Consider the following 25,529-nt stretch of genomic DNA (forward strand, 5'->3'; position numbering starts at 1 on the left):
AGACGGGCGTCGATCGTCCCCTTTCTTCGACTGCCAGGGTCAGAGGGTTCAGGGTAATGTGACATCGTAACCGCTGGCAACAGCGGGCACAGAATGCTCCTCGCCGTACAGCATCGCTTCAAAGTCCGCCGGTGTCAGTGGCCGGCACAGGCCATTGCCCTGCATAATGTGACATCCGGCTGACGTGACAAAGGCGATCTGCTCTTTGTCTTCAACCCCTTCAGCAGCCACCCGAATACCCAGACTTTTGCCGAGTGCGGTGATAGATCGGAACATCATTCGCACCCGCATGCTGGAGTTGAGCTCGTGCGTCAGCGACTTGTCGATTTTGAAACCTGCCACAAAGCTGTGGCGCAGCAAATTAATGGCCCCCAGCGTGCGTCCATAATGATCAATGATAAATGAGGCACCGGTCCGGCGCACCGCTTCAACCTGAACCGGCATATCCTGCACCAGTACAGCCAGCAGAGGCTCATCCACTTCCAGCTCAACAAAACCCGCATCGCCGTCGGCACTCTCGCGTATAACGGTTTCCAGGCTGTTCCCTGTCAGCTGACGCGGAAAAAGATTGATGCTGACGCGAAGCTCGGGGGATCGCACCTGCCACTGCCGGACCTGTGCCAGGGCACTGCGGATGATCCATTCCCCCAGCGTTACGGAAAGCGGGCTTTTAACCAGCATGCCGATAAAGTCGGCAGGCAACAGCAGCCCACGTGTCGGGTGTTGCCAGCGTACCAGCGTCTCGCAACCCACCAGCTTTCCACTCTCCACGTCGAAGCGGGGCTGATAGTAAAGTGTGAACTGCTGCTGCCGCACCGCCGTTTCCAGTTCGCGCTCGAAACGGCGACGCTGCTGCTCCGCTTCACGAAACTCGGGCATAAACAGGATACTGCAGCCTTTGCCTGAGGCTTTGGCACGGTAGAGTGCCAGATCAGCGGCGGACATCACCGCAGAGGGATCGCGACCGTGATCCGGGTAGGAAGCGATACCGGTGCTGGCACCGACCACAACCGGCGAGTCGTGATAGCGGAACGGCGTCTGTACGGCCGCAATCAGTTTTTCCGCCGTAATCGCCGCCTCAGCGCTGCCGCCCGCCAGCAGGATCACAAATTCATCGCCGCCCAGCCGCGCAGCCGTCACGGCACCGGTACACACCGCACGAATCTGCTCGGCAACGTGACACAGCAGCGCATCGCCTGCTGCATGTCCCAGCGTATCGTTCACCTCTTTGAAACCATCAAGATCGGTCATCAGTAAGGTGTAGGGAACGCCCGCTTTGGTCAGTTGCCCGACCTGATCCATGAACGCGCTACGGCTGGCGAGTCGCGTCAGCATATCCAGAGAAGCCAGCTCACAGAGACGCGCCTCACTTTCATAGCGGGCCGTGACGTCACGGATGATCATGCCCACCAGCCGCTCGCCCTCTTCACGCCAGCCCGAAAAAGAGACTTCTGCCGGGAATTCACGGCCGTCACGCGTGACGCCCCATATCTGCAACGAACGAGGATGAGAGATAGCCGCTTCGTCTGAGGTAATCCGGGCCAGCTCGTTACGGTAGTCAGTCTGGCAGCGCGCCGGGATCAGCTCGCTGACATACTGACCTCTCATCTCCTCTGCGCTGTAGCCGAAGAGAGCAGTGGCTGCCGGATTCCAGAAAGTGATGCCGCGCCGCAGGTCCGTACAGACAATGGCGTCGGGTGAGGTGGATGAGATTGCCTGAAGCCGCTGCTGACTGGTGTAGCGCAGTAACTCCAGACGATGCATCTCCATGCGATCCATCACCAGCGCAGCTATATCGGCCAGATGCTTCCGATCTTCTGAAGTCAGCAGATCGCGCGGATGCGTGTCGGTCAGGCAGACGGTGCCAATATGATGACCATCCGGCGTTGAGAGCGGGATCCCGGCATAAAAGCGGATAAAGGGGTAGCCATGAACCAGCGGACTGTCGCGGAAGCGGGGATCTTTCAGCGTATCGGGCACGCAGAGGATATCGCCCTGCGCCAGCGTATGGTGGCAGAAGGCGACGTTGCGCGATGTACCGGAAATATTCAAACCGTACCGTGAAGCGAAAAACTGTCGCTTCTCATCAATAAGCGATACAAACGCAACCGGTACGCGGAACAGTCGCGCGGCAAGCGTGGTAAGGCGATCCAGCGCATCGCTCGGCGGTGAATCCATCAGATGATACTGCTTAAGTGCATCAAGGCGAGCCGCCTCGGCATCATGATAAACTGGACGTTTCAGCGTAAATCCCCTCTGATGTTATCTGCTGTGGCCGGCATGACGCAGCATGAAGAGGACACGTTCAATCAGACAGGACGCGCAGAACTGGCTGCCGACCCGCTGCCGGAAGAAAGGCCCGTCAGTGAACTCTGCAGCAAAAGCCCGCCGCCATGAGCCCGATAAAGCCGGCATCACAGACAGCGGGATGCCGGTTAATACGTTATGCCAGGCAGTGAGATCGTGACGGTATGATGGTTAATAACGGACCATGCCAGAACAATCCTGCCAGAGCAGATAAGACGCGCGAAATAATGCGCTTCGCTTAGCTCTTTATATCGGCCTGAAATACGTTAACTTCAGCGGAAAATAGCGGCAGAACGCCTTACTTTTTAAGCTTTGGAACCAGTTCGAAGTGCGGATGCTCTCCTGCCAGCAGCATCAGCAGTTCATATTCTCCCTGGCTGAGCAGGGCAGGATTTTTGGATGCTTCTTTGGTCTGCCAGACTCGCTGGCTAAGGTCGAAGCGTTCAGCTGCAATCTCCTGCGAAAGACCGGCCGCAAGACGCAGCTCACGTACGTTATGCTGAACGGCAACAGGCCGCTGTAAAATCTGATTTCCCATATGAAACGCTCCGCATACGGTGCCCCGGTGAGATGGCCAGACAACCGAATTCACCTGTGGCCAACACATAAATTTGAGTTAAGCTTTGAATGCGCGGCAATCCGCAATCGTCAGGAAAGCGTAAAGCTCAGGTAAAACCACAGGTATAAACTGTAATTAAATTTATTTCGTGAACCGGATAATTATTGCGCACTAAAAATAATCATCGCTGTTCTGAATAGTGATAATGCTCAGCCCGTGGTTAACATTCACCACCGTCTTTAAAAATGACCGTTTCATTCAGCGATAAAAAAAGAGTGAATATTAACGGCTATTTTATTTTACAGAGCCGTTATCTCCGGATGAATAAAATGGCCCATCAGGCTATGCCTGACCGGCATCCGCACAGCCTCTTGTTTTTCATCGGTATAACGCGTCAAATTGCCACTCCGACAGCATGAAGCGGCAGGGTGAAGCGGGTAATGACGCTGCCCAGCGTTTCAGTCTGTCCACTGAGGCTGCCTGCTGTTGCCGAAACCTGCTGGACCAGCGTTGCATTCTGCTGCGTTACGCGGTCAAGTTCAGCCACCGCCACGGTGACCTGGGCAATTCCTTTGCTCTGCTCATCCGAAGCCAGCGCAATCTGTCCAATCAGTTCATTGACGCCACCGACACCGCGCAGCACGGCTTCCATAGTCGTTCCTGCACTCTCTGCTGCGCGTCGGCCATCATCCACGCGTGCCTCGGTATCAGCTATCAGCTCTTCGATCTCCTTCGCGGCTGCAGCACTTCGCTGTGCCAGTGAACGTACCTCACTGGCAACCACCGCAAAACCACGGCCCTGCTCGCCCGCACGGGCGGCCTCTACGGCGGCGTTGAGCGCCAGAATATTGGTCTGAAATGCGATGCCATTAATGGTGGTGGTGAACTCCCGGATTTTCTCTGATCCCTGTGCGATGCTGGTGATGGCTGCCGTCACCCGCTGAACCAGCTCCACGCCCTGATGGGTCGTATCCGTGGTACTGGCAGCCAGTTCACGCGCTTCACGGGCATTCTGTGCATTGTGACGCACGGTAACCGTGATCTCTTCCATGCTGGCGGCGGTCTGTTCCAGCGCAGCGGCCTGAGTGGAGGTCCGGTCGGAGAGATCGGCGTTACCCGCCGCGATGTCGCCAGCCTCACGATGAAGAATGGCTGCGTTGTCGTGAATAGCGCTGACCGTCTGCAACAGACTGTGCTGCATCTCTTTCACCAACGGCACCAGTTGCCCGACGCAGTTGCGACCCAGATCTTCCGGCTCACGCGTCAGATCACCTCCGGCAATAATTTTTAAATGACCGCGGATTTTACCGACCGGACGCACCAGATGGACGACCAGATAGCGGTCGCAGAACAGCAGCAACGCGAATGCTGCCAGCAGTGCCGCCAGCAGTACGCGCTCGAGCTGACGCCGGTCAGCGTTAAGAAGAGCCTGATTTTGTGCCAGCTGCTGCGTCACGCTATCCAGCTTCGCGCGGGTAACCGTTGCATACTCTGAGGGTGAGGTCGTAAGTGCTGCGCGAAAGCTATCCCAGTCAGCACTGGCCGGCGTTAAGGCGATCAGGCCATTTTTATCTGCGCCTGTTCCGCCCTGCATGACAAGAGCGCTGTGCGTCAGAAAACTTAGCTGCTGCGTCAGCACGGCTGAGCGATCGGTCTGACGAAAGATGTCCCGCACGATCTGACTGCTGTAGCCACCTGCCAGCGCGACCACGCCCAGTGAGACGATCATTATCCACAGCACAACGCGGCGAATAGTGAAATGCCTGAGTGAGTTCATGAGGTTTTCCCCGATGTTGTCATTGGTGTAGTTAAAATTAAACAAAAATAAGTTATGTCATCTACTTTAATGCGTTATTATATAGCACGCTATGTTTGTGCTTACTATCCTGGCAGGATATTTCGTAAATTAAAAGTTTTTAACGACAAAATAATAGAATCGTCATTCTTAAAATATTTCGCTAAAGAAAAGTGATTTGCTATTCTGTTCAGGTCTGGCAGGCGGTGTAATAAAAAATAAATCGTCATGGCTCTTTCTTTTTACATAAATAGTCTGTAGTCATGACGCTATAACCTTCAATTTTTCTGTTTAATTTCGCTCCGTAACCAGACGGTGCGGAGGAATTCATGCTCATGAGCCTTAGCGGCGGCGACGATTGCCGTACGCGAACCCTGCACGCGCTGCGCAGTAACGACGAGAGTCGTGACGATGTGTTGCGACAGTTCGTCCGACTGGCCAGCCAGGCCATTGGTATTCCCGGCAGCTTTATCTCCGTTCTGGATGATGAGATGCAGCACGTCAAAGCGGCGCACAATTTCACACTCACTCATTCCACGCGACAGGACTCGCTCTGTCGGCACGCCGTGGACAGTGACAGCACCGTGGTGGTGCCTGATACCCTGCTTGATAGCCGCTTTGCTGACCATAAGCTGATTACCGGCGCGCCTTTTATCCGTTTCTATGCTGGCGTGCCGCTTAAAAGCAGTACCGGTCTGATTCTGGGTACGCTCTGCGTTACCGACACGGCACCTCATCGCTTCAGTGACGATCAGGTAACAATGCTGAAAATGCTCGCAGCGCTGGTGATGTCCTTTCTTGACGCCTGGTACTCGGCTGGCTTTGCCGACCCGGTAACTGGCCTGCCCAATCGTCAGCGTCTGATCCGCGACCTGCAGTTCCTTGCGACCTCCGGAGACACCACGCCACGGCGGCTGGTGCTGATTGACTGTATCGATATGCCGCGTGCCTACGAACTGGCACGCTCAATGGGCATGGGGCCGGTTGAGAGCCTGCTGAAGGATGTGGCGACACTGCTGCCGCTGCGTCTGCGCCCTGCCCCAGGAGAAATGCTTTACACCGTAGCAACCGGACGCTTTGCCCTGCTGACACGGCAGGAGAGCAGACTCACTGCCAGCTGGGTGGCCAATAAGCTGGCCGGGATCAGCGCCGATCTTGGTGATGGGCTGTCGGTTGCGCTGATGACCCATACCGGTGAGGCAAGTTTCAACACGGGTGAATTGCCTGCCCAGGAGATCCTGCGGCGGGCAGTCAGCGCGTTGCACGAAGCCATTACCCGCAACGTTGCCTCAATGCCGTTCAGTGAAGCCACGGATACGCGCCATACCCAGGATTTCACCCTGATGCATGACCTGGCCACTGCCATTCGCGAAGATAAAGGGTTATGGCTCGCCTGGCAGCCGAAAATCTGCCTTCACAGCGGTAAGCCGATAGGACTGGAAGCGCTGATCCGCTGGCAGCATCCCCAGCGCGGCGAACTTTCGCCTGCGCAGTTTTTGCCCGTTGCCAGGCAAACCCAACTGCTTACCGAACTGACCGCCTGGGTCATAGAGCACGCCATCGCCCGCCTTGCCCGTCTTCGCGACAGCTATATTCAGCTGCCCATCACCATTAACGTCAGCAGCAGCGATTTTTCCCGTGACGGTTTTGCTGACGAACTGGAAGAACAGATGCTAAGAGCGAAGCTGCCGGTTTCGCTGCTGGGCATTGAGTGTCTGGAAACGGAACGGATTCTGGAAAGCCCGACCGCGATGCAGGGGCTTGAGATGCTGAAGCTACGGGGATTTGGTATTTCACTGGATGACTTCGGTACCGGCTACAGTAACATCAGTTATCTGCGGCGCATGCCGCTGGATGTGATCAAGCTGGACCGCTCACTGATCAGCGAAATTTCGTCTGACACTGCATCGCGTGTTATTGCCCGCAGTATTATTGCAATGCTCAAAGACCTTGATTACATGGTGCTGGCCGAAGGCGTGGAGAATGCGGAAACCGTTACGGCGCTGACTGAGTTCGGCTGCGACCAGGCCCAGGGATTTTTCTACTCCAGGCCGCTACCGGAAGCGGCGCTGGATGAGTGGCTTGGCTGGCGATTACGCAGTAAGTGCTGATCCTGACTTCCCTGCCCCGCAATCTTATCTGGCAGACTCAGGCGTACTGAATCCGTCCGGCCCGGCAATGATCACCGTATTGCGGCCGGCCGCTTTTGCTTCGTAAAGCGCTTCATCCGCCCGGCGCAGCAGCGCCTCGCGATCGCGACTCTGGTCATCCCGTGAAGCCACGCCTGCTGATATGGTCATCGCCCCGGCGAACGGGAAGGTGGTGGCGCAGACCGTCTCGCGGATGCGTTCCGCGGTACGGGCAGCATCGGCCAGCGTCGTGTGTGGCAGCAGCAGTATAAATTCCTCGCCACCAAACCGGCTGACGATATCGCCGGTGCGGCAGGCCTGACGCAGCAACGCCGCCAGATTCACCAGAACCGCATCGCCCGCGTCATGCCCATACCAGTCATTGATCTTCTTGAAATGGTCAATATCAATTGCGATGACACACTGTTCATGTTCACTGTCTGCCTGCGCCGCCAGCGCCGAAAATCCGCGACGGTTGCAAAGCCCGGTCAGCGGATCGGTCATCGCCTCATCGTTAAGCGCAGCCAGATGGCCTGCCACGGCATGGCGATGCTCCTGCACCGCTTCTTTGAGCCGGTCAGCCTCGTAATACCAGGTTTTGACAGTAGCGAGTGACTCCGCCTGTGCTTCGCTGCCGCCATCCCGCACTCTGTCCGCCAGCTTTTCCAGTGGCGAAGCGATCCGACCCGCCATAAACGCGATGACGCTGGCCGTCAGGAGAATAATGCCCAGAACGAACCAAATGGCGCTTTCCGCCGTGCGCAGCAGAATATGCCTGACCGTTTCAGAGGTGCCAGTAATAAATACGTTCCAGCCGGTTTTCTGCAGCGTGCCATAGCCGGTCAGATAGCTTTGCCCTCCATTTTCCAGGGTAAAATGTCCACTTTCCGTGGTGGACAGGCGCTTCTGCAGGGCCAGACTCAGCAGCATCTTTGTTCCGACAAGCGTCGGGTCATGACTGAAAATAATCAGCCCCTCATTGCTGACCACGCTGACCGTCGATCCTTTGGTATAAAAATGCTGGCTCAGGATTTCGCTCAGCATGCTCTGTTTTTTTAGATAAATGGTGCCGCCGATATAACCCAGATAGCCCCCCTCTTCGCTGAACAGCGGCTGAGATAAAAACACCACATAGTTTCCGGCGGCAGAGGTAAAGGGCGCGGAGATAAAGGGCTTACGGGTCGTAATAGCCTGCAGACTGGCTGCTGAGTGAAGTTTCATGCCTGTCAGATTCAGGCTATCCGGTGAGGTTGCCGCAATGATGGCATCATGGTTAACCACTACCACCGAGTTGAAGAAGCCTGACTGCATGCGCAGGCGCTCAGTTTCTGCTTTTAGCTGCTTCAGATCGCTAAGGCTCTTGATCTGCGATGCACTCCAGGCCAATTCCCGTTGCGCTGTCGTCAGGTAACGATCGGTGGTATCGGCCAGTTTACGGGCATAGGCAATGTTTCCTTCTAGCAGACTGTCTTCAATATTGGCCTTCTGAAACAGTAGCAGCGCACTCAGCAACAGACCGGAGGTCAGAATGACGCCCCCAATGGAAAGTAAAGTCAGCAGCGAACGAAGGCGCATTTTTTTATGGGGCATTGCAGTCGGGATCCGGATGAAGTATCACCTGAGTGTAACAGTTGATGCTTAACGTCAAGGGAAGAAAAGAAGAGGATTTACAGTGGATCACGATGCATTGCCGGGTGTAGGACAAATCCGTACGCACTTGCATAAGGCCTTGTTGAGCATTTCTCAGGCACTGATAAACAGCAGCCTAAAATAATTAAGCAGTAATAATGAAACTGTTTAACCTGCGACCGTCTCAGGTGAGGTGCATTATTATTGCTGAGCGCCAGCGTGAGGTACTGCAGGCACGAAAAATAACGGGGCAGAATCTGCCCCGTTTAATATGGTGAATGAAATGCTCGGAAACAGTTAAATTAAATCTGCGTTATGAATACGCAGTCAGGCACAGGCTTAATCATTGCGGTCGGATTAACGCCAGAACGACTTAATATAAGAACGGCTGCTGAGTCTTTTAATAAACTGATGCGGGCAGGTAAAGCGACACCCTTCCCACTCCAGATTAAACCATTGGAATTCATCATCTTTAATTTTATCCAGCAGGTTCATCGCCTGCATGGGCGTCTGGAAAGCATAAGCCTTCATCACACCCTCTTTGGTACATAAATCAATATGGACCATATAACCCCCGGGAGTTAAAAAGATCGTAAATCTTATAATTATTGAACAGCCTGTTTAGCATAATCCATTTACCGGCCGCCGATTATCTGATTCCGTCATATTTACGTAAAAAATGAATATTTTTATTTTTCATTTAATTTTTGGGCAACTTAGCCCCATTACATCAATTAATTTGACCATGTTTGCGTAACATGCCAAAAATCGGGGAAATACTCTTTGTTTTTTAAATCAGCACAGCCGGCGGCAATAATAAGCGCACAGGAGGATGACGTTTATCTGACTCCATTTCCGGCATGAGAACGTGTGTGCGGCAGGTCCGGAACCGTTATGAAACGTTAAATATTCCTGCTGACCGATGCGATGGTGATGGTCATAAAGCGAACGTATCGTTTACACTCTCAGCAGCCTTATCGGCACGGTTCTGTAGTGTACGCAGAGAGGCAGGAGATTACTGACGGCGGGCAATAAGGAATCTTATGCTGAATTATATGTTATCGCTCTACCGTACTGTGCCTGTCTCATCTGAATGTCTCAGCGACTGGCTTGCCAGCTGGCTGACTCAGCAGCAGGCCCTATGCCACGATCATCACTTCTCCGCCGCCTTCCCCTGGCGTGAAACCGGCCTGCCCCAGCACACATTTTTGCAGCGCGAACTGACGATTAACGGCCAGCGTTTTCTCACCGGCCCGCGCTATCTCGGCGGCGACCCCGCTCAGCCTTTTATTGAGATCGTGGCCCGTGATGGCGCACTGGATTACGCAGCCGCAGCCGCCATCATGCGTGAGTGGCAAACGATCAAGCCGCTGAAGATGCGTATTCTGTTACCTGCCACCAATCCCGATATTGGTATAACCGATCAGCTGATTTACCTTAGCGTTCCAGGCTCACACTCCGCGTCTGACGACGAAGAGGTTTCGCTGATTACGGCCTGCCGGAAAGATTATCCCCTCTGTAGCTCCGCCATTAACCGCGCTTATCGTGCCAGCTGGCACACGCTTCCGCATCTGCGGGATCAGCTGATGGCCACCAGCAGGCAGGAATTACGGGACGATATTGCCGGAGGGCATGTTTTTCTGATCCTCTGGCAGGGCATGGTGGCTGGGCTGATGATTTGTGTGCCGCGACGACTGGCTTTTATTGAGGGATTTCAGATCATGGATGAGGTGATTCTGCCGGTGTATCAGGGTCGTGGACTCGCTGCACGCGCTCAACAGCGTCTGCTGCAGCAGCTTCACCATTACTGTGGTCAGCATGCGATGCTGACCGGCACCATTCTGCCCGGCAATACGCCTTCTCTGCGAAGCGCGCAAAATGCCGGACGGCGCTGCGTGCTGAAATATCACTTTTTTACCCCAGCAGATTTACGGGCGGACCAGCGGGCCATTTAAATCACCCCAGCGCCAGCTCAATCAATTTATGCTGAATGCTGTAAACACGCAGCTTCAGGTTCAGGCTCTCTTCTGCGCCGATCCGTTTTGCCTCAACCACATGATTACTTTTTTCCAGTGCGATTCTGGTTCTGCTTTGCAGACCGTCGTGCCAGTTGACATCCGCACGGTTCGCCGCCTGTTTTTCCAGGGGGCCGACGAGTTCCGCGACATTTTCACCCCTGGCTGACGTTTCAGTTACAGACATATCTGCCTCTTTTTGCTGCTAAAAATGACCAAACTGGCGGCACGTATTCTACCGACTATCCGACAGGCATGACGCCTCTCTGTTCGCATAACCCGGCATGCATCGCAGAAGCTTTATAGCCCTGCAGGGCGCGGCTTCGCTCGCAAAATTCCGCCAGCTGTTCTTAACTCAAAATCAGTGATTTTGTTCCACTGAGAGAACTATCGGAGGACATTTTGACATCAACATCTCTGATTACCGCCAGTGATAATACCCTCACGCTACGGCGCTGGATTACTGTAGGCCTGCCCGCTACCGAGCTTTTTAACCTGTGGCTTGAGCCCGATACTCTGCCCCGCATTATGAGCCACTTTGCCAGCGTGACACCGGTCAATAAAAGCGATGCACACTGGCAGATTGAGGGCCCACTGGGTAAGCACTACCGCTGGGATTCCCGCATTGTTGAAGCGCAGCCAGGCGAAGTTATTGCCTGGCGCTCGCTTGAGGATGCAGACATTCCTAACGAAGGTGAACTGCGACTGCGCCCGGCGCCGGGGGAATGGGGCACCGAGCTGGCTCTGACTCTGCAGTTCACGCCGCCGGGTGGCGCACTGGGAAAAAAGGTAACAACGTTATTTGATCTGCTGCCAAAAGAGGTGGCCAGCAAAGCGTTACATCGCTTTAAAAGTCTGGCTGAAACCGGTGAGATTCCTACCCTGCACGGGCAGCCTGCGGGTCGTCATGGCGGACGTCAGGATAAGGAGAAATAAATGCGCGCACTCTGCTGGAATGGCGTCAACGATTTAAGCGTTGAAACCGTGGCCGACCCGGGTCTGCTCAATCCTCATGATGCCATTATTCGCGTCAGGCTCACCACCACCTGCGGCTCCGATCTGCACGTCATTGACGGCCTGATCCCGAGTATGCGGGAGGGCGATATCCTGGGTCATGAATTCATGGGCGAGGTCGTTGAAGTTGGCCGTGCGGTAAAAAATATCCGGCGCGGCGATCGGGTAGTGGTGCCCTCTTTTATCTCCTGTGGCTCCTGCTGGTATTGCCAGCATCAGTTGCCCTCCTGCTGTGACAATACGCATCCGCAGTGGGAGAAAGGCGAAACGGTGCTGGGTCATGCCACGGGCGGCATTTACGCCTACAGCCACGCGTTTGGCGGTTATGCGGGTTCACATGCAGAGTATGTTCGCGTGCCCTTTGCCGACAATGATTGCTTCGTCGTGCCCGAAGGCGTAACCGATGAGCAGGCGCTGTTCCTCTCCGATGCGACGCCGACCGGGTATATGGGTGCCGACTTCTGTAATATTCATCCGGGTGACACCGTGGTGGTCTGGGGCTGTGGCGGTGTCGGACTGATGGCACAGCAAAGCGCCTGGCTGATGGGTGCGCATCAGGTCATTGGTATCGATCGCTATCCTGAACGGCTGGCCATGGCACGCGACTTCGCAGGCAGCATCACGCTGGATTACACCGAGGTCGATATCAACGAAGCGCTGCTGGAATTAACCGGCGGGCGCGGCCCGGACAGCTGTATTGATGCTGTCGGCATGGAAGCCCGCGGTGAAGGATTAAGTCAGGTCTATGACAAGACCAAACAGATGCTGCATCTGGAAACGGATGTCGGTGCAGCCTTGCGCCAGGCGTTATATGCCTGCCGTAAAGGCGGCAACATCGCGATTCTGGGGGTGTATGGCGTGATGGATAAGTTTCCGCTGGGGCTGATGATTAATAAAAACCTGACTATTCGTACCGCCCAGCAGCACGGGCAACGCTACATGCATCGCCTGCTGGAGCATGTTGCCAGAAATGAACTTAATCCGGCTTTTATGGCGACACATCGTTTTCCACTGGAAGAGGCCCCGCGAGGCTATGAGATGTTTAAACACAAAGAAGATGGCTGCGTTCGTGCCGTGTTCGTACCCTGAAAACACATAAACCGATTCGGGCGGCGCTGCCGCCCGGCGAGACCTTTCCTGAACCCTGGCAAAAATCCCACTTATTTTCGGACGCTGAAAGACAGATGATAAGAGCCTGTCACGGCCAGGCTGAATCTGAATTAACCCACCATAACGCCATGCAGATATGAATTTTTTATGAACGTGAAGTGAAAAAAACACATCTGAATCATATCCCTGCAAACGCCATGCGGACACTTCTGCCTGTTCACATTTTGAAAACAAAATAATCACACTAAGTTATTTTTTCATGCGTAAATTAGTGCCAGTTTTCATTTATGGAGCAGGCCAATGACGCAATATGTGGCGGTTTTTCTCTCTTCACTGTTCATGTGCAGCACCGTTTTCGCAGGTTCGGTTTCTTCCGTATCACTCGACGCGCTTTCCACCGCATTGAATGAACGCATGCAGGTCATGAAGGCTGTGGCGGGTTATAAGGCGCAGCATCATTTACCTGTTGAGGATCTGCCTCGTGAGCAGGTTGTTCTGGAAAATATGCTGCATAACGCGCAGCAGGCAGGACTTGAACCTCAATCGGTTGAACCTTTTGTCCAGGCTCTGATGAACGCCAGCAAAGCGATTCAGTATCGCTATCGGGCTGACTGGCTCTCAACACCGGAGAGTGACGTATCCGTCACCGATCTGGCCGGGACCCGGCAGCAGATTGAACGGCTGGATACCCAGCTCCTGGCTGCGATCAGCCAGCGCCTGATGACCGGTAGCTTCTCGCAGGAGGACAACGTGTTTCTGATGTCACAGCTCACGGCCCCCCACCTCAGCGAAAGTGATAAAAACAACCTTTTCGCTTCTCTCGCCCGCATTCAGCGCTCGCATTAATCCTCAAGTCCTGGAGTAAGCTATGCAGCTTCATGAACTCATGAACCCCGACTACGCTGACAATCCCTTACCGCTTTATCGGAAACTCCATCGGCAGGGCCCGCTTATTCCAGCCGGGGATAAGATCATCATCAGCGGCAGTCACGCGGTGGTGGATGCCCTGCTGAACGATCGGCGGGTCGGTAAGAATTATATAGAAAGTGTCCGGTTAAGATTTGGTGATGCCGCCGCCGACATGCCGCTGTTTCAGAGCATCGGCAGAATGTTTCTGGTGCTGAATCCGCCGGACCACAACCGGTTGAGAGCACTGGTCATGAAAGCGTTCAGCGCCCGGGAGATTCATCCCCTCAGAGAGATGGCGCTGACGATAGCCAATGATCTGATTGATGCACTGGCAGGCCTTCGCACCTGCGATTTAGTCCAGGCATTCGCTTTTCCGCTACCGGTACGTATTATCTGCAGGATGCTGGGAGTCCCGGAGTCGGATGCGCCTGAACTGGGTCGACTTACGTCTGTGCTGGTCAAAGTTTTCGACCCGCAAATCAGCCAGACAGATCTGCTTGAAGCCGCCGATGCGTTTGCCGTACTGGAGAGTTACTTCAGCGCCCTGATCGTCGCGCGCCGTGACAGCAGCGCCAGTGATCTGGTGTCCCTTTTCCTGCGTAGCGGTAACGACGGTGACCGGCTAAGTCACGATGAGATCATCGCCAATGTGATACTTCTGTTTCTTGCCGGTCATGAGACCACCTCAAATATGCTCTGTAATACCATTCTGGCTTTGCATGACCATCCGCAGGAACTGGCATGTCTGCAGCAGAATCTTGCGCTGATACCCGATGCTATACAGGAATGTCTGCGCTACGACAGTTCGGTCCAGATGCTTTACCGCACGACGCTGGAAGAGATTGAGGTGGCAGGCCAGCTCATCCCGCCCGGAACGCGCTTCTTTCTGAGTCTGGGCGCAGCCAATCACGACCCGCTTGTCTTTACCTCGCCGGAGCGGGTCAATATCCGTCGGCATGAGGGACGCTGCCTGGCATTCGGTGGCGGGATACATCACTGCATGGGCTACCGGCTGGCACTGGCGGAAATGGAGGTGGCGTTACAGGTACTGCTGACCCGACTGCCAGCCATGCGGCTGGTAACCGCCGGGGTTCGCCGCAACCACAGAGCCAACCTGCGCGGTGTCAGCGCACTGCCGGTCGAGTGGTAAAGCCGCCCGGGCCAGCTGCGCCCGGCGATTAACCGCGCAGACGCAGCGTGGCGGGCAGCACCAGTTGGCTGTCTGCTGGATCATTTCCGGCAATCATCGTGGTCAGCATAGAAAAACAGGCCTGCGCGAGCGCCGGAACATTCTGCTCTATAGTGTCGACAGAAATCGAGAGTGAATCATAGAGATAGTGGTCATCAAAACTGGCGATGCGGATATCGCTGGTCAGCAGGTTGTGCTCACTCATGTAGCGCAGTACCCCTTCCAGCAGGCCGCAGGCCGCAGTGAACATCGCTTTGGGTGGACGCCCCAGTCGCTTACATAGCGCGGCAAACATCTCGTAGCCGCTGCCGGGATGGTAGTTCCCCTGAATAATCCACTCCGGCTGCAGCGTCACACCCGCCCGCGCCAGCCCCTCTCTGAATCCCGCCAGACGATCCTGGGTCGGGGAAAGATCGGACTGTCCGCCCATAAAGTAGATCTCCTCCGGACAGGCGCGCGCCAGCTTTTCAACCAGCTCAGCGGTGGGCGTCACGGCATCGGTGATGACCCATGGCAGCTTCGTGTTGTTCATGTGGCGGTCAAACAGCAGCACCGGCAGCTGTTCGCTGAGACTGACATAGTCGCTGTCGGTTAGCATACTGGAGGCAACAATCAGCCCGTCGACCTGACGTGCCACCAGATTGTTGACTACGACCCTCTCCTGACCGGCATTTTCGTCGGTACAGGAGATCAGCAGCTGCAGACCCGCCGCGCGGCAGAGATTTTCCAGCGCATGAGAAAAGGCAGCGAAACCGTGGTTAGTGATCTCCGGTACCACCAGCCCCAGCGTATGACTGCGGGCATCGTGCAACATCCGCGCATGGATACTGGGCTGATAATGGTGTTCGCGGGCCAGCGTCAGAACCCGCTCTCGCGTCTCCTTCGCAACCCGTAACTCTTCGCCACGGCCGTTGAGCACCAGGCTGGCAGTGGCTTTTGAAACCCCGGCCAGCCCGGCGATATCACTGATGGTAACGCGTTTTGTTTTTCTCACGGCAAGACATCGGTTAGTGAAACAAGGGTTTATTCTACCATGCAGCGACGTAACGACCAGTAGCGGGCCTGCAGTTCTGCGCGCCCGCGCAGGGTCAGCAGCGCCGGCTGGTCCGGAAAATAGCGGCTGCTCATCACCCCTTCCCCGTCGTTGATGAAGATCTCAACGCTCGAATGGTCACACAGGATCTGCAATCGACGCGCTGCACCGGTCCAGTAGCGGGTTATCCATTCACCCGACACCAGGCTGCGACGGGCAAGCCGCAGTTCGTTGTGTTGCCAGGTCAGGATCAGGGTATCGGCGAAATTGAGTTCGATGTCGCCCTGGCTCGCAAGCTCAATTTCAAGCCGCTGGGCGGCAATCGGCGGCGCATCATCGGCGCGGCCCTGATAGTGCTGCTCGTTCCCGCGCAAGGCCTGCAGTTCCGCGATGGGCTGCTGACAGAGCCGGCCGTTACGTGAGCTCAGCTCGCGCAGACAGGTCATCTGGTGGATCCACCCCTGCGCCACGGTTGGCTGGGCCATCTCTTCACCGTCCGGCGTCCCCATCCAGCCCACCAGCAGACGTCGGCCATCAGCGGTCAGCGTGGTTTGCGGAGCATAAAATTCAAAGCCGGCATCCATTTCGTTCAGCGGGCCGTGCTGATATGCAGGCTGCTGATAATCCAGCTCCCCACTCAGCCAGGCACAGGCGTGACTGTTCAGATAACGCTTCTCTTCGGGCGCAACGCCCTGCGGACAGCAGATCAGATAGGTGCTGTCGCCGAGCGTGAACATATCCGGGCACTCCCACATATAACCCGCGGCATCCAGGCCGCCCAGTTCACTGCCCGCGATCTCGCCGAGATTCTGCCACTCCCGCAGCGTGTCAGAACGCAGCAGAAGCACCCTGCCCTGCCGCTGCATATTCTGTGCCGCCAGCACCATGTACCAGCGATCGTCATGACGCCACACTTTAGGATCGCGAACGTGGCCTGTATAACCCTCCGGCACGGCAATGACCGGGCCAAGCTTGTCAAAACCGCCCGCGCTGTTCTGCTGTGCCAGGCACTGCCACGCCGTGCGCGAACCATCATCGAATTTTACGTTGCCGGTGTAGACCAGTGTCAGTACGCCGTTATCGTCGACTGCGCTGCCGGAGTAGCAGCCACTGCGGTCATACTCCTCATCCGGCATCAACGCGATGGGCTGATGCTCCCAGTTCAGCAGATCGGCTGAGCGCCAGTGCCCCCAGCATTTATGCTGATGCGCACAGCCCAGCGCGTTCCACTGGTAGAAGAGATGATAGTGACCGTCGAAATGGATGAAGCCGTTGGGATCGTTAAGCAGCCCGGTAACCGGTGCCAGATGCCAGCCAGGATAGTGGCTGTCGCTGAGCGCCTTTGGCATACCCTGCATCACCGCCTGCAGAATGGCGGCAAGACGTGTTGATGAGGCCATTATTCAGAGTCCGTTTTGTATTTGAGCAGATAAGAGATTACAAACGCGGTGGTGAACGCGATAGCAACGCCGATGACATAATTGAGCAGAGAACCCGCTTTGACAATCGCCATACCCGGCAGGCCGGTCAGTCCGACCGCCGTCATATAAACATGGACCGACACCACCCAGGCACCGCCCAGCGCGCCGCCCACCAGACCCGCGATAAAGGGTTTCATAAACCGCAGGTTGATACCAAAAATAGCCGCCTCGGTGATCCCCAGCAGTGCTGAAAACGCGGAGGGCAGCGAAATCGCCTTGATCTTCGCATCGCGGGTTTTGAACCACACCGCCAGACAGGCCCCGCCCTGAGCGACGTTTGCCATCGCCCAGATGGGCAGCAGGAAGTTCACGCCAATCGAAGGATTGCCCAGCAGTCCCGCCTCAATCGCATGGAAGCTGTGATGGACACCGGTGATGACAATTACCGAATAGAGTCCGCCAAATACCAGACCTGCCAGCCAGCCGGCGTGCGCAATCAGGGTGCTGAGCACAAAGGAGATACCATCGCCCAGCATACGGCCCGCCGGACCGATAATCAGCAGCGCGACAAAGCCGGAGATAATCACCGTCAGGAACGGGGTCAGGATCAGATCGAGCGCATCCGGGATCACCCGACGCAGCTGCTTTTCCAGCATGCTCATAAACCACACCGCCAGCAGTACCGGGAATACCGTACCCTGATAGCCAATCATCGCCACTTCAATGCCGAAAAAGTTCATGGTGTGGAAACCGGCGGCAACGCCCCAGGCGTTGGTCAGCGCCGGATGCGTCAGAATGCCGCCCAGCGTGGCACCCAGAAACGGGTTACCGCCAAACTCGCGGGCCGCCGTAAAACCAATCAGGATCGGCAGGATAATAAAGGCCGCCGAGCTGCACATATCCAGCATGATATAGAGCGCATTTTCCGGATTGACCCAGCCGTAGGTTTTAACCATCCCCAGCAGGCCCATCAGCAGACCCGACGCCACGATCGCCGGAATGATCGGCACAAAGATGTTCGATAGCAGGCGAGCGATGCGTTGGAAAGGATTGAGCTTGCGGGCGGCAATATCAGCAGCTTCTGACTTGCTCGATTCGCTGATGCCCGCCTCGGCGATAAAAGCGGCGTAGACCTTATTCACCACGCCGGTGCCGAAGATAACCTGAAGCTGTCCCGCGTTGCGGAAGCAGCCTTTAACGCCTTCAATCTGGCCAATCGCTTTTGTGTCCGCCTTCTCATCATCCGCCAGCACCAGCCGCAGTCGGGTCGCGCAATGAGCCGCGCTGGCGATGTTCTCTTTACCACCCAGCAGGGGCAGCAGGGCCCGCGATATTTTTACATAGTCCATACATACCTCACTCTTGTTATGTTTTTATCCGCGTGACGTTCAGGCCCCGGCAGCCGGGGCCGCCCGATCAGAACCAGGTTTCCATCTGTACACCGAAGTTCCATTCACCGCCGGCATCGAAACCTTTGCTGCCGAACGCGTCGTCACTGGCATAGTTATCCAGCCGGTGATCCCAGTTCATCCAGGTTGCAAACAGACGAATTTCCGGACGTTTAAGGAAGTCGCCGACATCACCGGCTTTCAGGGTTGGCGCAACAGTAAGTTTGGTGAAGCTGCCGCTGACCGCGTTACGGTTGTTGTAACCTTCCGGACGCAGATCCATGTACTGATAAGAGCCTTCATACTGCATCTCGAAGTTCTGCGTGATTTCCTGAATCAGCCGCAGGTTGACTGTCGCCCAGTCGTAGCTGTCACCTTTGACGTAGCGATCGTCACTGCGCTGTGCCAGTAAGGCGGGCGCAATGTGCCAGCCGCCGCCAAGGGGAGTGATCCCGTAACTTGCCAGCCGCCAGGTGTTCGCTTCCGGCAACAGTGCGCCGTCAGAACCAATCGACTTCACCTCAGCGCCCAGGCCATGACCATAGAGCAGGGCTGTTTTCGACGTGCCTTCTGTCAGCCCATAAAAGCTGTCGTTATGAAGGCCCAGCAGCGCATGGACGCCGGTTCCGGCCGCATCGCTTTTAACACGGAGGCCGTCGATATCCCGACGATCGTCGTTATCTTTCGCCCGCATACCGCTGACCATCATCTGCACCGGGCCGACAAAATTATTCAGCGACAGGATGTAGTTCTGCGCGGTGTTTTCATTGTTTTCGATGTCACCGAAGGTACGACCATAAAGCGAGAGGTTGCTGCGCGCCTGCTCTGCCCATTTCATGTCGTAAATACCGGCGCCGGTTCCGGCAAGGAACACGACATCGGAGTCGATCCAGTGAATATCAAAGTTATCACGATCAAAACGCTTACCTGCCCAGACCGTTGCGTTATCGAATGCACCGCTGAAGGTGGGAAGTTGTCCCAGTTCGACAAACGCCTGACGCAGGTTGAGATCGCTGCTGGCGGCCGTCCAGTCGTTATAAGTGCGCTGTCCATCGGCCAGCATCGCTTTGAAGCGGGTGGTGGCACCATTATCCAGCGTCTGCTTATGTTCAAGGTTGAGCTCAACGTAGGTATCCGGCTCATTACCCAGACGCCCGACGTGACCGCCGGTTTCTCCAGCCGGGGTTACGGTCGGGCCGCCCTGCGTTTTGGCGGCGGAGCTGTTCATCAATAATCCGGAGCGGGCATAACCGTGGAATTCAAAGCCACCTTCATCGGCAGATTTTTGTTCCAGTTTCGCGGTGCGCTGCGCGACCTCAGCGGTGGAGGTCTGGGTCTGCTGCTGAACCGCCGCCAGCTGCTGAGCCTGCCGTTCAGCCATCTGAGCCTGTTTTTCGGCGACCTCTGCACGGCTTTCAGCCGCATTCGCTCGCTGCTCGGCAGCCTGCAGTCGCTGCTCCATTGCCGCCAGGCGGGCTTCGATGCTGCTCATGCTGGGATCGGCCCAGACGGATGTGGAAAAGAATATTGCAGAGAGGGCGATGGCTAACGTGCTTAGTTTCATTTTTTTTATATCCCTGATGAGAGGCTATCATCACCGATTTTTTTGCTAAACCGGTTTAGGCGCAAATCATAGCCACGGGTAATTTCCCTCTGCAATGAAAAATGCTAAACCGGTTTAGTGATTGTGAGATAGCTCGCAAAACAGGGCTGTCAGATGACGATTAGCCAGCCAGATCGTCCAGTTGGTGGCGCAAGGGAAGTGCTGTCATGGCACCTTTTGCCGTGGTGGCGAGTGCGCCACAACGTTGGGCAGTCAGTAGGCAGCTGACAAGCTGCGATTCATTAACAGGCAGACCTGACTTCGCCAGCTCCCAGAGTAATCCGGCCACAAAGGCATCACCTGCACCGGTAGTATCGACGCTGTTAACGGGCGTGGTAGCATGGTGGGTGATTCGGCCCTGATAACAGGCCATCACCCCTTCCCTGCCCCGTGTCATCAGTAACAAGCGAATGCTGAATTTCGCGGCCAGCTGCGGCATGCTGACAGCCGCTTCCTGAGCCGGGCTGAGAAAGTCGAGTTCTTCGTCGGAGAGTTTCACCACGTCTGTATGACTGAGGGCCTCGTTCACCACCGTATGCAGCAGCGCCGGGTCGGGCCAGAGATCTTCCCGCAGATTTAAATCGAAACTGACATGGCCGCCTGCCGCCCGAATCTGTTTCATAGCGGTCAGCGTCGCGGTGCGTGAAGGTTCCGCCGCTAAGGCAATTGAACAGCAATGCAGCCACTCCCCTCGGTGAAATTCGGGCAGATCGGACGTTTCAAGAAACAGGTCGGCACTGGGCCGCACCATAAAGGTAAAGGTGCGCTCGCCCTGCTCATCCAGACCGACCACCACGGTTGACGTGCGATGCTGTGAATCAGCGATCATATAGCGGGTATCAACATTCTCCTCATTTAGCGTCTGCCGCATAAACTCACCAAAAGGATCGGCACCCACCCGTCCGATAAAACCGCTGTTTCCCTGCAGTCGGGCAATGCCAACGGCAACATTGGCCGGTGCTCCGCCAGGACATTGCATCAGGCGCCCCGGCATTTCGGGTAGCAAATCGACCACGGCATCCCCGAGGCACCATACGCGAACAGACATAAAAAACTCCTATGATTAAACCCAAAAGCTAAACCGTTTTAGCTATAGCGCTAAATGGCGTAAGGTTCAAGCATTAACATGCTGAAGTGATATGTGATTAACATAAGACGTTTATGGTAGAGAGCCGAACAGGCACATGTCCGATAATTACGGGCAGAGGTCAGGTATAAAAAAAACCGGCACAGCGGCCGGTTTGATTGTCAGTGATGTGTGATGAAGATTATTTAAGCGTAGAGAGTATCTTTCTGATCGACGCATCAATCTGTTCAGCAATCTCTTTTGGCAAACGACTGAATTCATACTGCACGGTGCGCTTCTCATCGTTGGTTTTACGACGCGCATAGGTATTGGCTGTAGTAAACGTTGCCAGCTTTTCCGTCACCATTTTGCTGACCGGTGCAGTTTTTTTTAACTGACGACGGGCGCTTTTGAAACCATTCAGGATTGCGCTCTTCTTCTCATCTGAATTAGCGTTTTGCAGTGAATCATCTGCCTCCAGCTTTTGCTGGATTTCGCTGACCAGTCCGGCGGCATCCATCGCTTCCGCTTTCGCCTCCTCCCAGACATCAAGCAGTAACTGATAATCCTGAAGGGTCAGCTCAGAAACGACCGGGAAGAGTTCGATAAACTCAGCGGGCACAGATGCGGCCTGAAATGCACGTGAGACCTTAGCGTTTGAGATGCCTTCCGCTTTAGCAATTTCTGATTTGCTCATGCCACTTTCGTTCATAAGCATAAAGCGCAGACCTAATTCACGCAGGTTATGCTCTTTAGCCGTCTGAATATCAGCAGCCAGCTGACGCGCATCGCTGAGGCTCAGTTCATCTGCAGTAACCAGCACTTCCAGACTGGCCCCGGAAAGAATGCAGGCAGCACGACGGCGCGAACCATCCATAATCTCAATCCGGTCGCCGTTTACGCGACCAATGGCCGGGAAAAACTGCTGCAGTGTAATCGTACGGGTGATTTCCTGCAGCGATTCCGGCGTCAGCGTGCTCTGATCACGTCCGTTGATCTTCGGGTCAACACTGGTTCGGGTTTCTATATCATCATGCAGGACCAGCTGGCGCACAAAAGTTGCCTTCGCACCTGACTTCAGCGTAAAGGTGCGCGACTGGCTGCTGCTGTCGATCATGTTCGCAATAGCAGAATCGCCGAACTTGCGGCCAATGCGCTGTATAGGTTTGCTCACAGGGTACTCCTGATATATTCGATGCGATCAAACACAGCCCTTGAGAACTGCTCAGCTTCATATTTGGCTTTACGCAGGGCGTCTGCACTGCCGGGATAGGAAGCGGGATTAGCACTGATTACCGTGTCAAAGGATTCGCCACAACGCTCGAATCCATCAAGACGAGGTAAGCCACAGTCCAGCATCGATTTAGTAAACACCTCACGTGCATAACTTTGCGACGTCAGGTGGTCATGCTTGGATGTCATCTTAGACATAAAGCCGATATTAGCTTTGAGCCGCGGTTCGATACCTTCGGACTCGATACGCTCCAGCATTTCTGGCAGGCGCGTCAGATACTTCATGGTGGAATGGAAATCGACCTGTGCCGGTGGCGTCGGTGTCAACAGCACATCGCTGGCCGCGATGGCATTCAGCATAAAGGAATCAAGATGAGGACCGGTATCAAGGAAGATAAAATCATAGTCACCTGCCAGACGATCGATCACATTACGGCGAAGGACCTCTGAAGGCGCAACACCGGGCAGATGTTCAGCAACCAGCTCTTCCCAGTCGCTGGCAACGAAGCCATCATCGATTGAGGCCGGAATAACGTCAACGCCGGGCATAACGGTAGGCTTAATAAACTGCTCACGAAGCTGATCTGCATCCAGATCGTTGAGCATAGCCTGCGCTGCTGTTTCCAGTACGGAACCGACACTGTTGGTATGGCTCAGGAACATCGTGCTCGATGCCTGTGGATCCAGATCGATAACCAGTATACGCAGGTCATTGTGCAGCATAGAAGGATGGGCGCGCATACCGTGAGCCAGCGTCACGGTGCTGACGGTTTTAGAGACGCCGCCTTTAAGACTGACAACAAACACGACAAAGGGGCCAGCATGCCGATCGCGATATTTAGGCACTTTACGATGCTGATAAATGTCGACGACGTTCTGAATGGTCAGGGCATATTGCGATGTACTGCCGGTTTGCTTTTTACCAAACTGGTATCCTGCTGCTTCCATATCACTAATCGCGGCGACGACAGCGTGCTTACTCAGCAGTGGCATATTTGCTACAGCATTGCGAGAGAAAGTCTGGTAAAACCCTGTCTGGTTAAATTCCTGACGCTGCTGCTCAATGTGGTCACTGAGTCCATGTAACATGGAGTTGGCACGTGTTGCCATCTCCAGCACTCCACCATAATCACGCTTCATAAGCCCCTCTGCGTTAATGTTTTTTGCATACTACACAAAAAGCGAATATCTGCCAATTTTTTAGGAAAATGCCAAAAACCTGGATTTTTTGTCTCAGGTAGTGGAATGATGATCTGAGATTTATGGTTGGCTGTAAAAGAGGTTTGCTTAAGCTCTATGACTTTTGTTCATTCAGTTTGAGTATGTTGAACAGACATCAGAGTTAAGTTTCATAATGGATGGCGGATGTCAGCACTCGATATCTGTTTTTTGGTAAGGCAGAAATGATCGGCCAGCAACGCTGACCCATATTACAGACGCTCCACATGGTGTTTTCATCATGAAAATATCAGATATCTCTATTAAAATCATAATCTTAAATGAATATACGCTTGGTGAAAATGTGTATTGAAAACGGGTTTTATCAAGCTTACTATTATTTGTAAATTTTTTTCATCAGACATTACCAGAGCATGGGTTATGATCAACCATAGTGAATTAAACGTTGATGAAATTGATAAGTAGCCATACTGTCAGTAAACCCTTGTTAGCCCTGCCAGTAGTTCATACCTTTACATTACTCGATTACGATTTGTTTAAAGTCTGCATGAGTGCTTTCCAGCTTGGTCCAGCAGCATTTTTCATTACATCTGATAGAGATTCTTTTGTTATTTCTGACTAATTATTTTTCCCATAAAAAAGCGGTCTTTCAACCAATCGGTTTAGTCGCGTTATGAATTACCACGATGAAATATTGATACCTTTGAACGGAGCAGGGGATTGAGAACGTCAGGCGAGATAGTAATAAGTAATAAAACCTCGCATAAGCAGCAAAAGGAAATCTGCATAATTTAATTTTTTAAATCATTTGCGCACCAGTAGGCCCATCCACTTTCTTTCCTCTCCTTATCAAGGATTACCTGCTTTCAGATAATAATGTGATTATGCATAACGAGTTCCTTTATGAGCCGTGTTGATTATGCCGGGTAAAAGAGTACCTTATTTCAAACTAATTTATGGCTACTTTAATGCAGTAAGAAGAGAGCTCATCGGACATAATAAAACGATGTTTAAGCCTCAGAAAAGCTGAATCTGGCGTTATGCTGCTGGTGTTTTCACAGTGAAAATTTTAAAATATTTCTTTACTATCAAATACATAAGTAATTTAATTCATGGTGAAAATTGCGCTCCACTCCCGGAGTATTATCTGAATAGCGCCAAATTATTTCCTCAGGGCTAAAAACCTTTACACCTACAAGGTTATCAGCGGATGTCTGGTTTCATGTCTTGTCTTGCCAGTAACCGATTGCGTTAACAGGTAATTACCTGCTTATAGCGATTCTCTATTTCATATCCGCAACTGAAAATCTGTCTGATGTCAGCCTCGATGATTTCTGAATCAGGTATGTTTTATCCCCGTTATTCACAGGCCAGATCCAATTGGTCGATCCTCAATAGATCAAATTGAGATCCTTAACAGATCCCTGCAGGCTCTGAAGCCACGTAGCACAAGGTCTGAAAGGGTGTTGGTAACCACTGTAGCGAGAAGAATAACCACTGGAGAGAGTACAATAACCACTATAGCGAGTAAACCAACCGCGCTGGCGAGTACGCAATAACCACTGTAGCGAGTAGAGCGTGCTTTATGATGTGTATAAGCCCGGCCGCTGTCATTTTTCTTATCCTGGGTAATAAAACAGTACGTTATCTGAGAAGGCTAAGGTGTTAACTGACGGACCTGCTGATTTTTTTGGGCAAGTTTTCCACTGAATAGATCCCATAACAGATCCACATTAGATCCCTTTAAAGGTCCTGAAAGATCCCCATGCCGCCTTAGCCCTTGGTATCACTGCGATAAAGAAGGATGGCTAACCACTATAGCGAGTAAAACAACCACTGTATCGAGATAAATAACCACTATGGCAAGTAGATTAACCGCTATAGTGAGTGCTAGTATCCACTGTATTGAGTAACAGCGGCTCTCGCCTGTTCACATCACGGATCTTCCTA

19 protein-coding genes are annotated in these 25,529 nt (G+C 53.9%); 6 read left to right on the forward strand and 13 right to left on the reverse strand.

Going from position 1 to position 25,529, the window contains the following annotated elements; genetic code table 11:
* Positions 1 to 48 precede the first annotated feature (48 nt).
* The 3 genes from K6R05_RS20140 to K6R05_RS20150 form a co-directional block, all read right to left on the reverse strand.
* The gene (locus tag K6R05_RS20140) at positions 49 to 2,178 is read right to left on the reverse strand and encodes a putative bifunctional diguanylate cyclase/phosphodiesterase (RefSeq protein ID WP_222925673.1); all 2,130 of its coding nucleotides are present in this window, start codon (positions 2,176 to 2,178) and stop codon (positions 49 to 51) included.
* Between the two features lie 427 nt (positions 2,179 to 2,605).
* The gene (locus K6R05_RS20145; protein ID WP_161736630.1) at positions 2,606 to 2,845 is read right to left on the reverse strand and encodes a transcriptional regulator; all 240 of its coding nucleotides are present in this window, start codon (positions 2,843 to 2,845) and stop codon (positions 2,606 to 2,608) included.
* A gap of 415 nt (positions 2,846 to 3,260) precedes the next feature.
* Positions 3,261 to 4,643, reverse strand: coding sequence for a methyl-accepting chemotaxis protein (locus tag K6R05_RS20150; protein ID WP_222925674.1), 1,383 nt, complete (start codon positions 4,641 to 4,643; stop codon positions 3,261 to 3,263).
* Between the two features lie 347 nt (positions 4,644 to 4,990).
* On the opposite strand from K6R05_RS20150, the gene K6R05_RS20155 reads away from it, so the two are divergent.
* On the forward strand, positions 4,991 to 6,772 hold the full coding sequence (locus K6R05_RS20155; RefSeq protein ID WP_222925675.1) for a GGDEF and EAL domain-containing protein: 1,782 nt from the start codon (positions 4,991 to 4,993) through the stop codon (positions 6,770 to 6,772).
* 24 nt (positions 6,773 to 6,796) lie between these two features.
* Here the strand turns inward: K6R05_RS20155 and K6R05_RS20160 are convergent, their stop codons facing one another.
* Both K6R05_RS20160 and K6R05_RS20165 read right to left on the reverse strand, forming a co-directional pair.
* A complete protein-coding gene (locus tag K6R05_RS20160; protein ID WP_161736553.1) occupies positions 6,797 to 8,380 on the reverse strand; it encodes a sensor domain-containing diguanylate cyclase in 1,584 nt (527 codons plus the stop codon).
* Positions 8,381 to 8,776: 396 nt separating this feature from the next.
* Positions 8,777 to 8,986 (reverse strand): hypothetical protein, encoded by a 210-nt coding sequence (locus K6R05_RS20165; RefSeq protein WP_061061018.1) that lies wholly within the window; start codon positions 8,984 to 8,986, stop codon positions 8,777 to 8,779.
* Positions 8,987 to 9,462: 476 nt separating this feature from the next.
* Here K6R05_RS20165 and K6R05_RS20170 point away from each other — a divergent pair, with 476 nt between their 5' ends.
* Entirely contained in the window at positions 9,463 to 10,374 is a 912-nt protein-coding gene (locus K6R05_RS20170) for an N-acetyltransferase (protein WP_222925676.1), read from the forward strand.
* Between the two features lies 1 nt (position 10,375).
* On the opposite strand, the gene K6R05_RS20175 is transcribed toward K6R05_RS20170, so the two are convergent.
* Positions 10,376 to 10,621 carry a hypothetical protein gene (locus K6R05_RS20175; RefSeq protein ID WP_161736555.1) on the reverse strand — a complete coding sequence of 82 codons (246 nt, stop codon included), beginning with the start codon at positions 10,619 to 10,621 and terminating at the stop codon, positions 10,376 to 10,378.
* 215 nt (positions 10,622 to 10,836) lie between these two features.
* On the opposite strand from K6R05_RS20175, the gene K6R05_RS20180 reads away from it, so the two are divergent.
* The 4 genes from K6R05_RS20180 (at position 10,837) to K6R05_RS20195 (ending at position 14,617) form a co-directional block, all read left to right on the forward strand.
* Positions 10,837 to 11,370 (forward strand): SRPBCC family protein, encoded by a 534-nt coding sequence (locus K6R05_RS20180; protein WP_161736556.1) that lies wholly within the window; start codon positions 10,837 to 10,839, stop codon positions 11,368 to 11,370.
* Positions 11,371 to 12,537: a zinc-dependent alcohol dehydrogenase gene (locus K6R05_RS20185; RefSeq protein WP_222925677.1), complete on the forward strand. Its 1,167-nt coding sequence runs from the start codon at positions 11,371 to 11,373 to the stop codon at positions 12,535 to 12,537. It abuts the gene before it with no gap.
* A gap of 321 nt (positions 12,538 to 12,858) precedes the next feature.
* Positions 12,859 to 13,404 (forward strand): chorismate mutase, encoded by a 546-nt coding sequence (locus tag K6R05_RS20190; RefSeq protein WP_222925678.1) that lies wholly within the window; start codon positions 12,859 to 12,861, stop codon positions 13,402 to 13,404.
* Between the two features lie 22 nt (positions 13,405 to 13,426).
* Positions 13,427 to 14,617, forward strand: coding sequence for a cytochrome P450 (locus tag K6R05_RS20195; protein WP_222925679.1), 1,191 nt, complete (start codon positions 13,427 to 13,429; stop codon positions 14,615 to 14,617).
* A 28-nt stretch (positions 14,618 to 14,645) separates the two neighbouring features.
* Here K6R05_RS20195 and K6R05_RS20200 read toward each other — a convergent pair whose 3' ends face one another.
* From K6R05_RS20200 to K6R05_RS20230, 7 genes are all read right to left on the reverse strand, one after another.
* Entirely contained in the window at positions 14,646 to 15,650 is a 1,005-nt protein-coding gene (locus K6R05_RS20200; RefSeq protein WP_222925680.1) for a substrate-binding domain-containing protein, read from the reverse strand.
* A gap of 29 nt (positions 15,651 to 15,679) precedes the next feature.
* Positions 15,680 to 17,089: a sucrose-6-phosphate hydrolase gene (locus K6R05_RS20205; protein WP_222925681.1), complete on the reverse strand. Its 1,410-nt coding sequence runs from the start codon at positions 17,087 to 17,089 to the stop codon at positions 15,680 to 15,682.
* Entirely contained in the window at positions 17,089 to 18,459 is a 1,371-nt protein-coding gene (locus tag K6R05_RS20210; RefSeq protein ID WP_161736562.1) for a sucrose-specific PTS transporter subunit IIBC, read from the reverse strand. Before K6R05_RS20210 ends, K6R05_RS20205 begins: the two co-directional genes overlap by 1 nt.
* 67 nt (positions 18,460 to 18,526) lie before the next feature.
* Positions 18,527 to 20,062: a carbohydrate porin gene (locus tag K6R05_RS20215; RefSeq protein WP_222925682.1), complete on the reverse strand. Its 1,536-nt coding sequence runs from the start codon at positions 20,060 to 20,062 to the stop codon at positions 18,527 to 18,529.
* 160 nt (positions 20,063 to 20,222) lie between these two features.
* Positions 20,223 to 21,149, reverse strand: a complete 927-nt coding sequence (gene cscK / locus K6R05_RS20220; protein WP_222925683.1) for a fructokinase — start codon at positions 21,147 to 21,149, stop codon at positions 20,223 to 20,225.
* Positions 21,150 to 21,369: 220 nt separating this feature from the next.
* A complete protein-coding gene (locus K6R05_RS20225; RefSeq protein ID WP_222925684.1) occupies positions 21,370 to 22,341 on the reverse strand; it encodes a ParB family protein in 972 nt (323 codons plus the stop codon).
* On the reverse strand, positions 22,338 to 23,540 hold the full coding sequence (locus K6R05_RS20230) for an AAA family ATPase (protein WP_161736566.1): 1,203 nt from the start codon (positions 23,538 to 23,540) through the stop codon (positions 22,338 to 22,340). Before K6R05_RS20230 ends, K6R05_RS20225 begins: the two co-directional genes overlap by 4 nt.
* Between the last annotated feature and the right edge of the window lie 1,989 nt (positions 23,541 to 25,529).

Source organism: Pantoea alfalfae (assembly GCF_019880205.1).
In the GTDB taxonomy this organism is placed as follows: Bacteria; Pseudomonadota; Gammaproteobacteria; order Enterobacterales; family Enterobacteriaceae; genus Pantoea; species Pantoea alfalfae.

Excerpts from the sequence above, each read along its gene's own strand:
- K6R05_RS20140 (WP_222925673.1), bottom strand. The coding sequence starts at position 2,178 with ATGGATTCACCGCCGAGCGATGCGCTGGATCGCCTTACCACGCTTGCC.
- K6R05_RS20145 (WP_161736630.1), bottom strand. The coding sequence starts at position 2,845 with ATGGGAAATCAGATTTTACAGCGGCCTGTTGCCGTTCAGCATAACGTA.
- K6R05_RS20150 (WP_222925674.1), bottom strand. The coding sequence starts at position 4,643 with ATGAACTCACTCAGGCATTTCACTATTCGCCGCGTTGTGCTGTGGATA.
- K6R05_RS20155 (WP_222925675.1), top strand. The coding sequence starts at position 4,991 with ATGCTCATGAGCCTTAGCGGCGGCGACGATTGCCGTACGCGAACCCTG.
- K6R05_RS20160 (WP_161736553.1), bottom strand. The coding sequence starts at position 8,380 with ATGCCCCATAAAAAAATGCGCCTTCGTTCGCTGCTGACTTTACTTTCC.
- K6R05_RS20165 (WP_061061018.1), bottom strand. The coding sequence starts at position 8,986 with ATGGTCCATATTGATTTATGTACCAAAGAGGGTGTGATGAAGGCTTAT.
- K6R05_RS20170 (WP_222925676.1), top strand. The coding sequence starts at position 9,463 with ATGCTGAATTATATGTTATCGCTCTACCGTACTGTGCCTGTCTCATCT.
- K6R05_RS20175 (WP_161736555.1), bottom strand. The coding sequence starts at position 10,621 with ATGTCTGTAACTGAAACGTCAGCCAGGGGTGAAAATGTCGCGGAACTC.
- K6R05_RS20185 (WP_222925677.1), top strand. The coding sequence starts at position 11,371 with ATGCGCGCACTCTGCTGGAATGGCGTCAACGATTTAAGCGTTGAAACC.
- K6R05_RS20190 (WP_222925678.1), top strand. The coding sequence starts at position 12,859 with ATGACGCAATATGTGGCGGTTTTTCTCTCTTCACTGTTCATGTGCAGC.
- K6R05_RS20195 (WP_222925679.1), top strand. The coding sequence starts at position 13,427 with ATGCAGCTTCATGAACTCATGAACCCCGACTACGCTGACAATCCCTTA.
- K6R05_RS20205 (WP_222925681.1), bottom strand. The coding sequence starts at position 17,089 with ATGGCCTCATCAACACGTCTTGCCGCCATTCTGCAGGCGGTGATGCAG.
- K6R05_RS20210 (WP_161736562.1), bottom strand. The coding sequence starts at position 18,459 with ATGGACTATGTAAAAATATCGCGGGCCCTGCTGCCCCTGCTGGGTGGT.
- K6R05_RS20215 (WP_222925682.1), bottom strand. The coding sequence starts at position 20,062 with ATGAAACTAAGCACGTTAGCCATCGCCCTCTCTGCAATATTCTTTTCC.
- cscK (WP_222925683.1), bottom strand. The coding sequence starts at position 21,149 with ATGTCTGTTCGCGTATGGTGCCTCGGGGATGCCGTGGTCGATTTGCTA.
- K6R05_RS20230 (WP_161736566.1), bottom strand. The coding sequence starts at position 23,540 with ATGAAGCGTGATTATGGTGGAGTGCTGGAGATGGCAACACGTGCCAAC.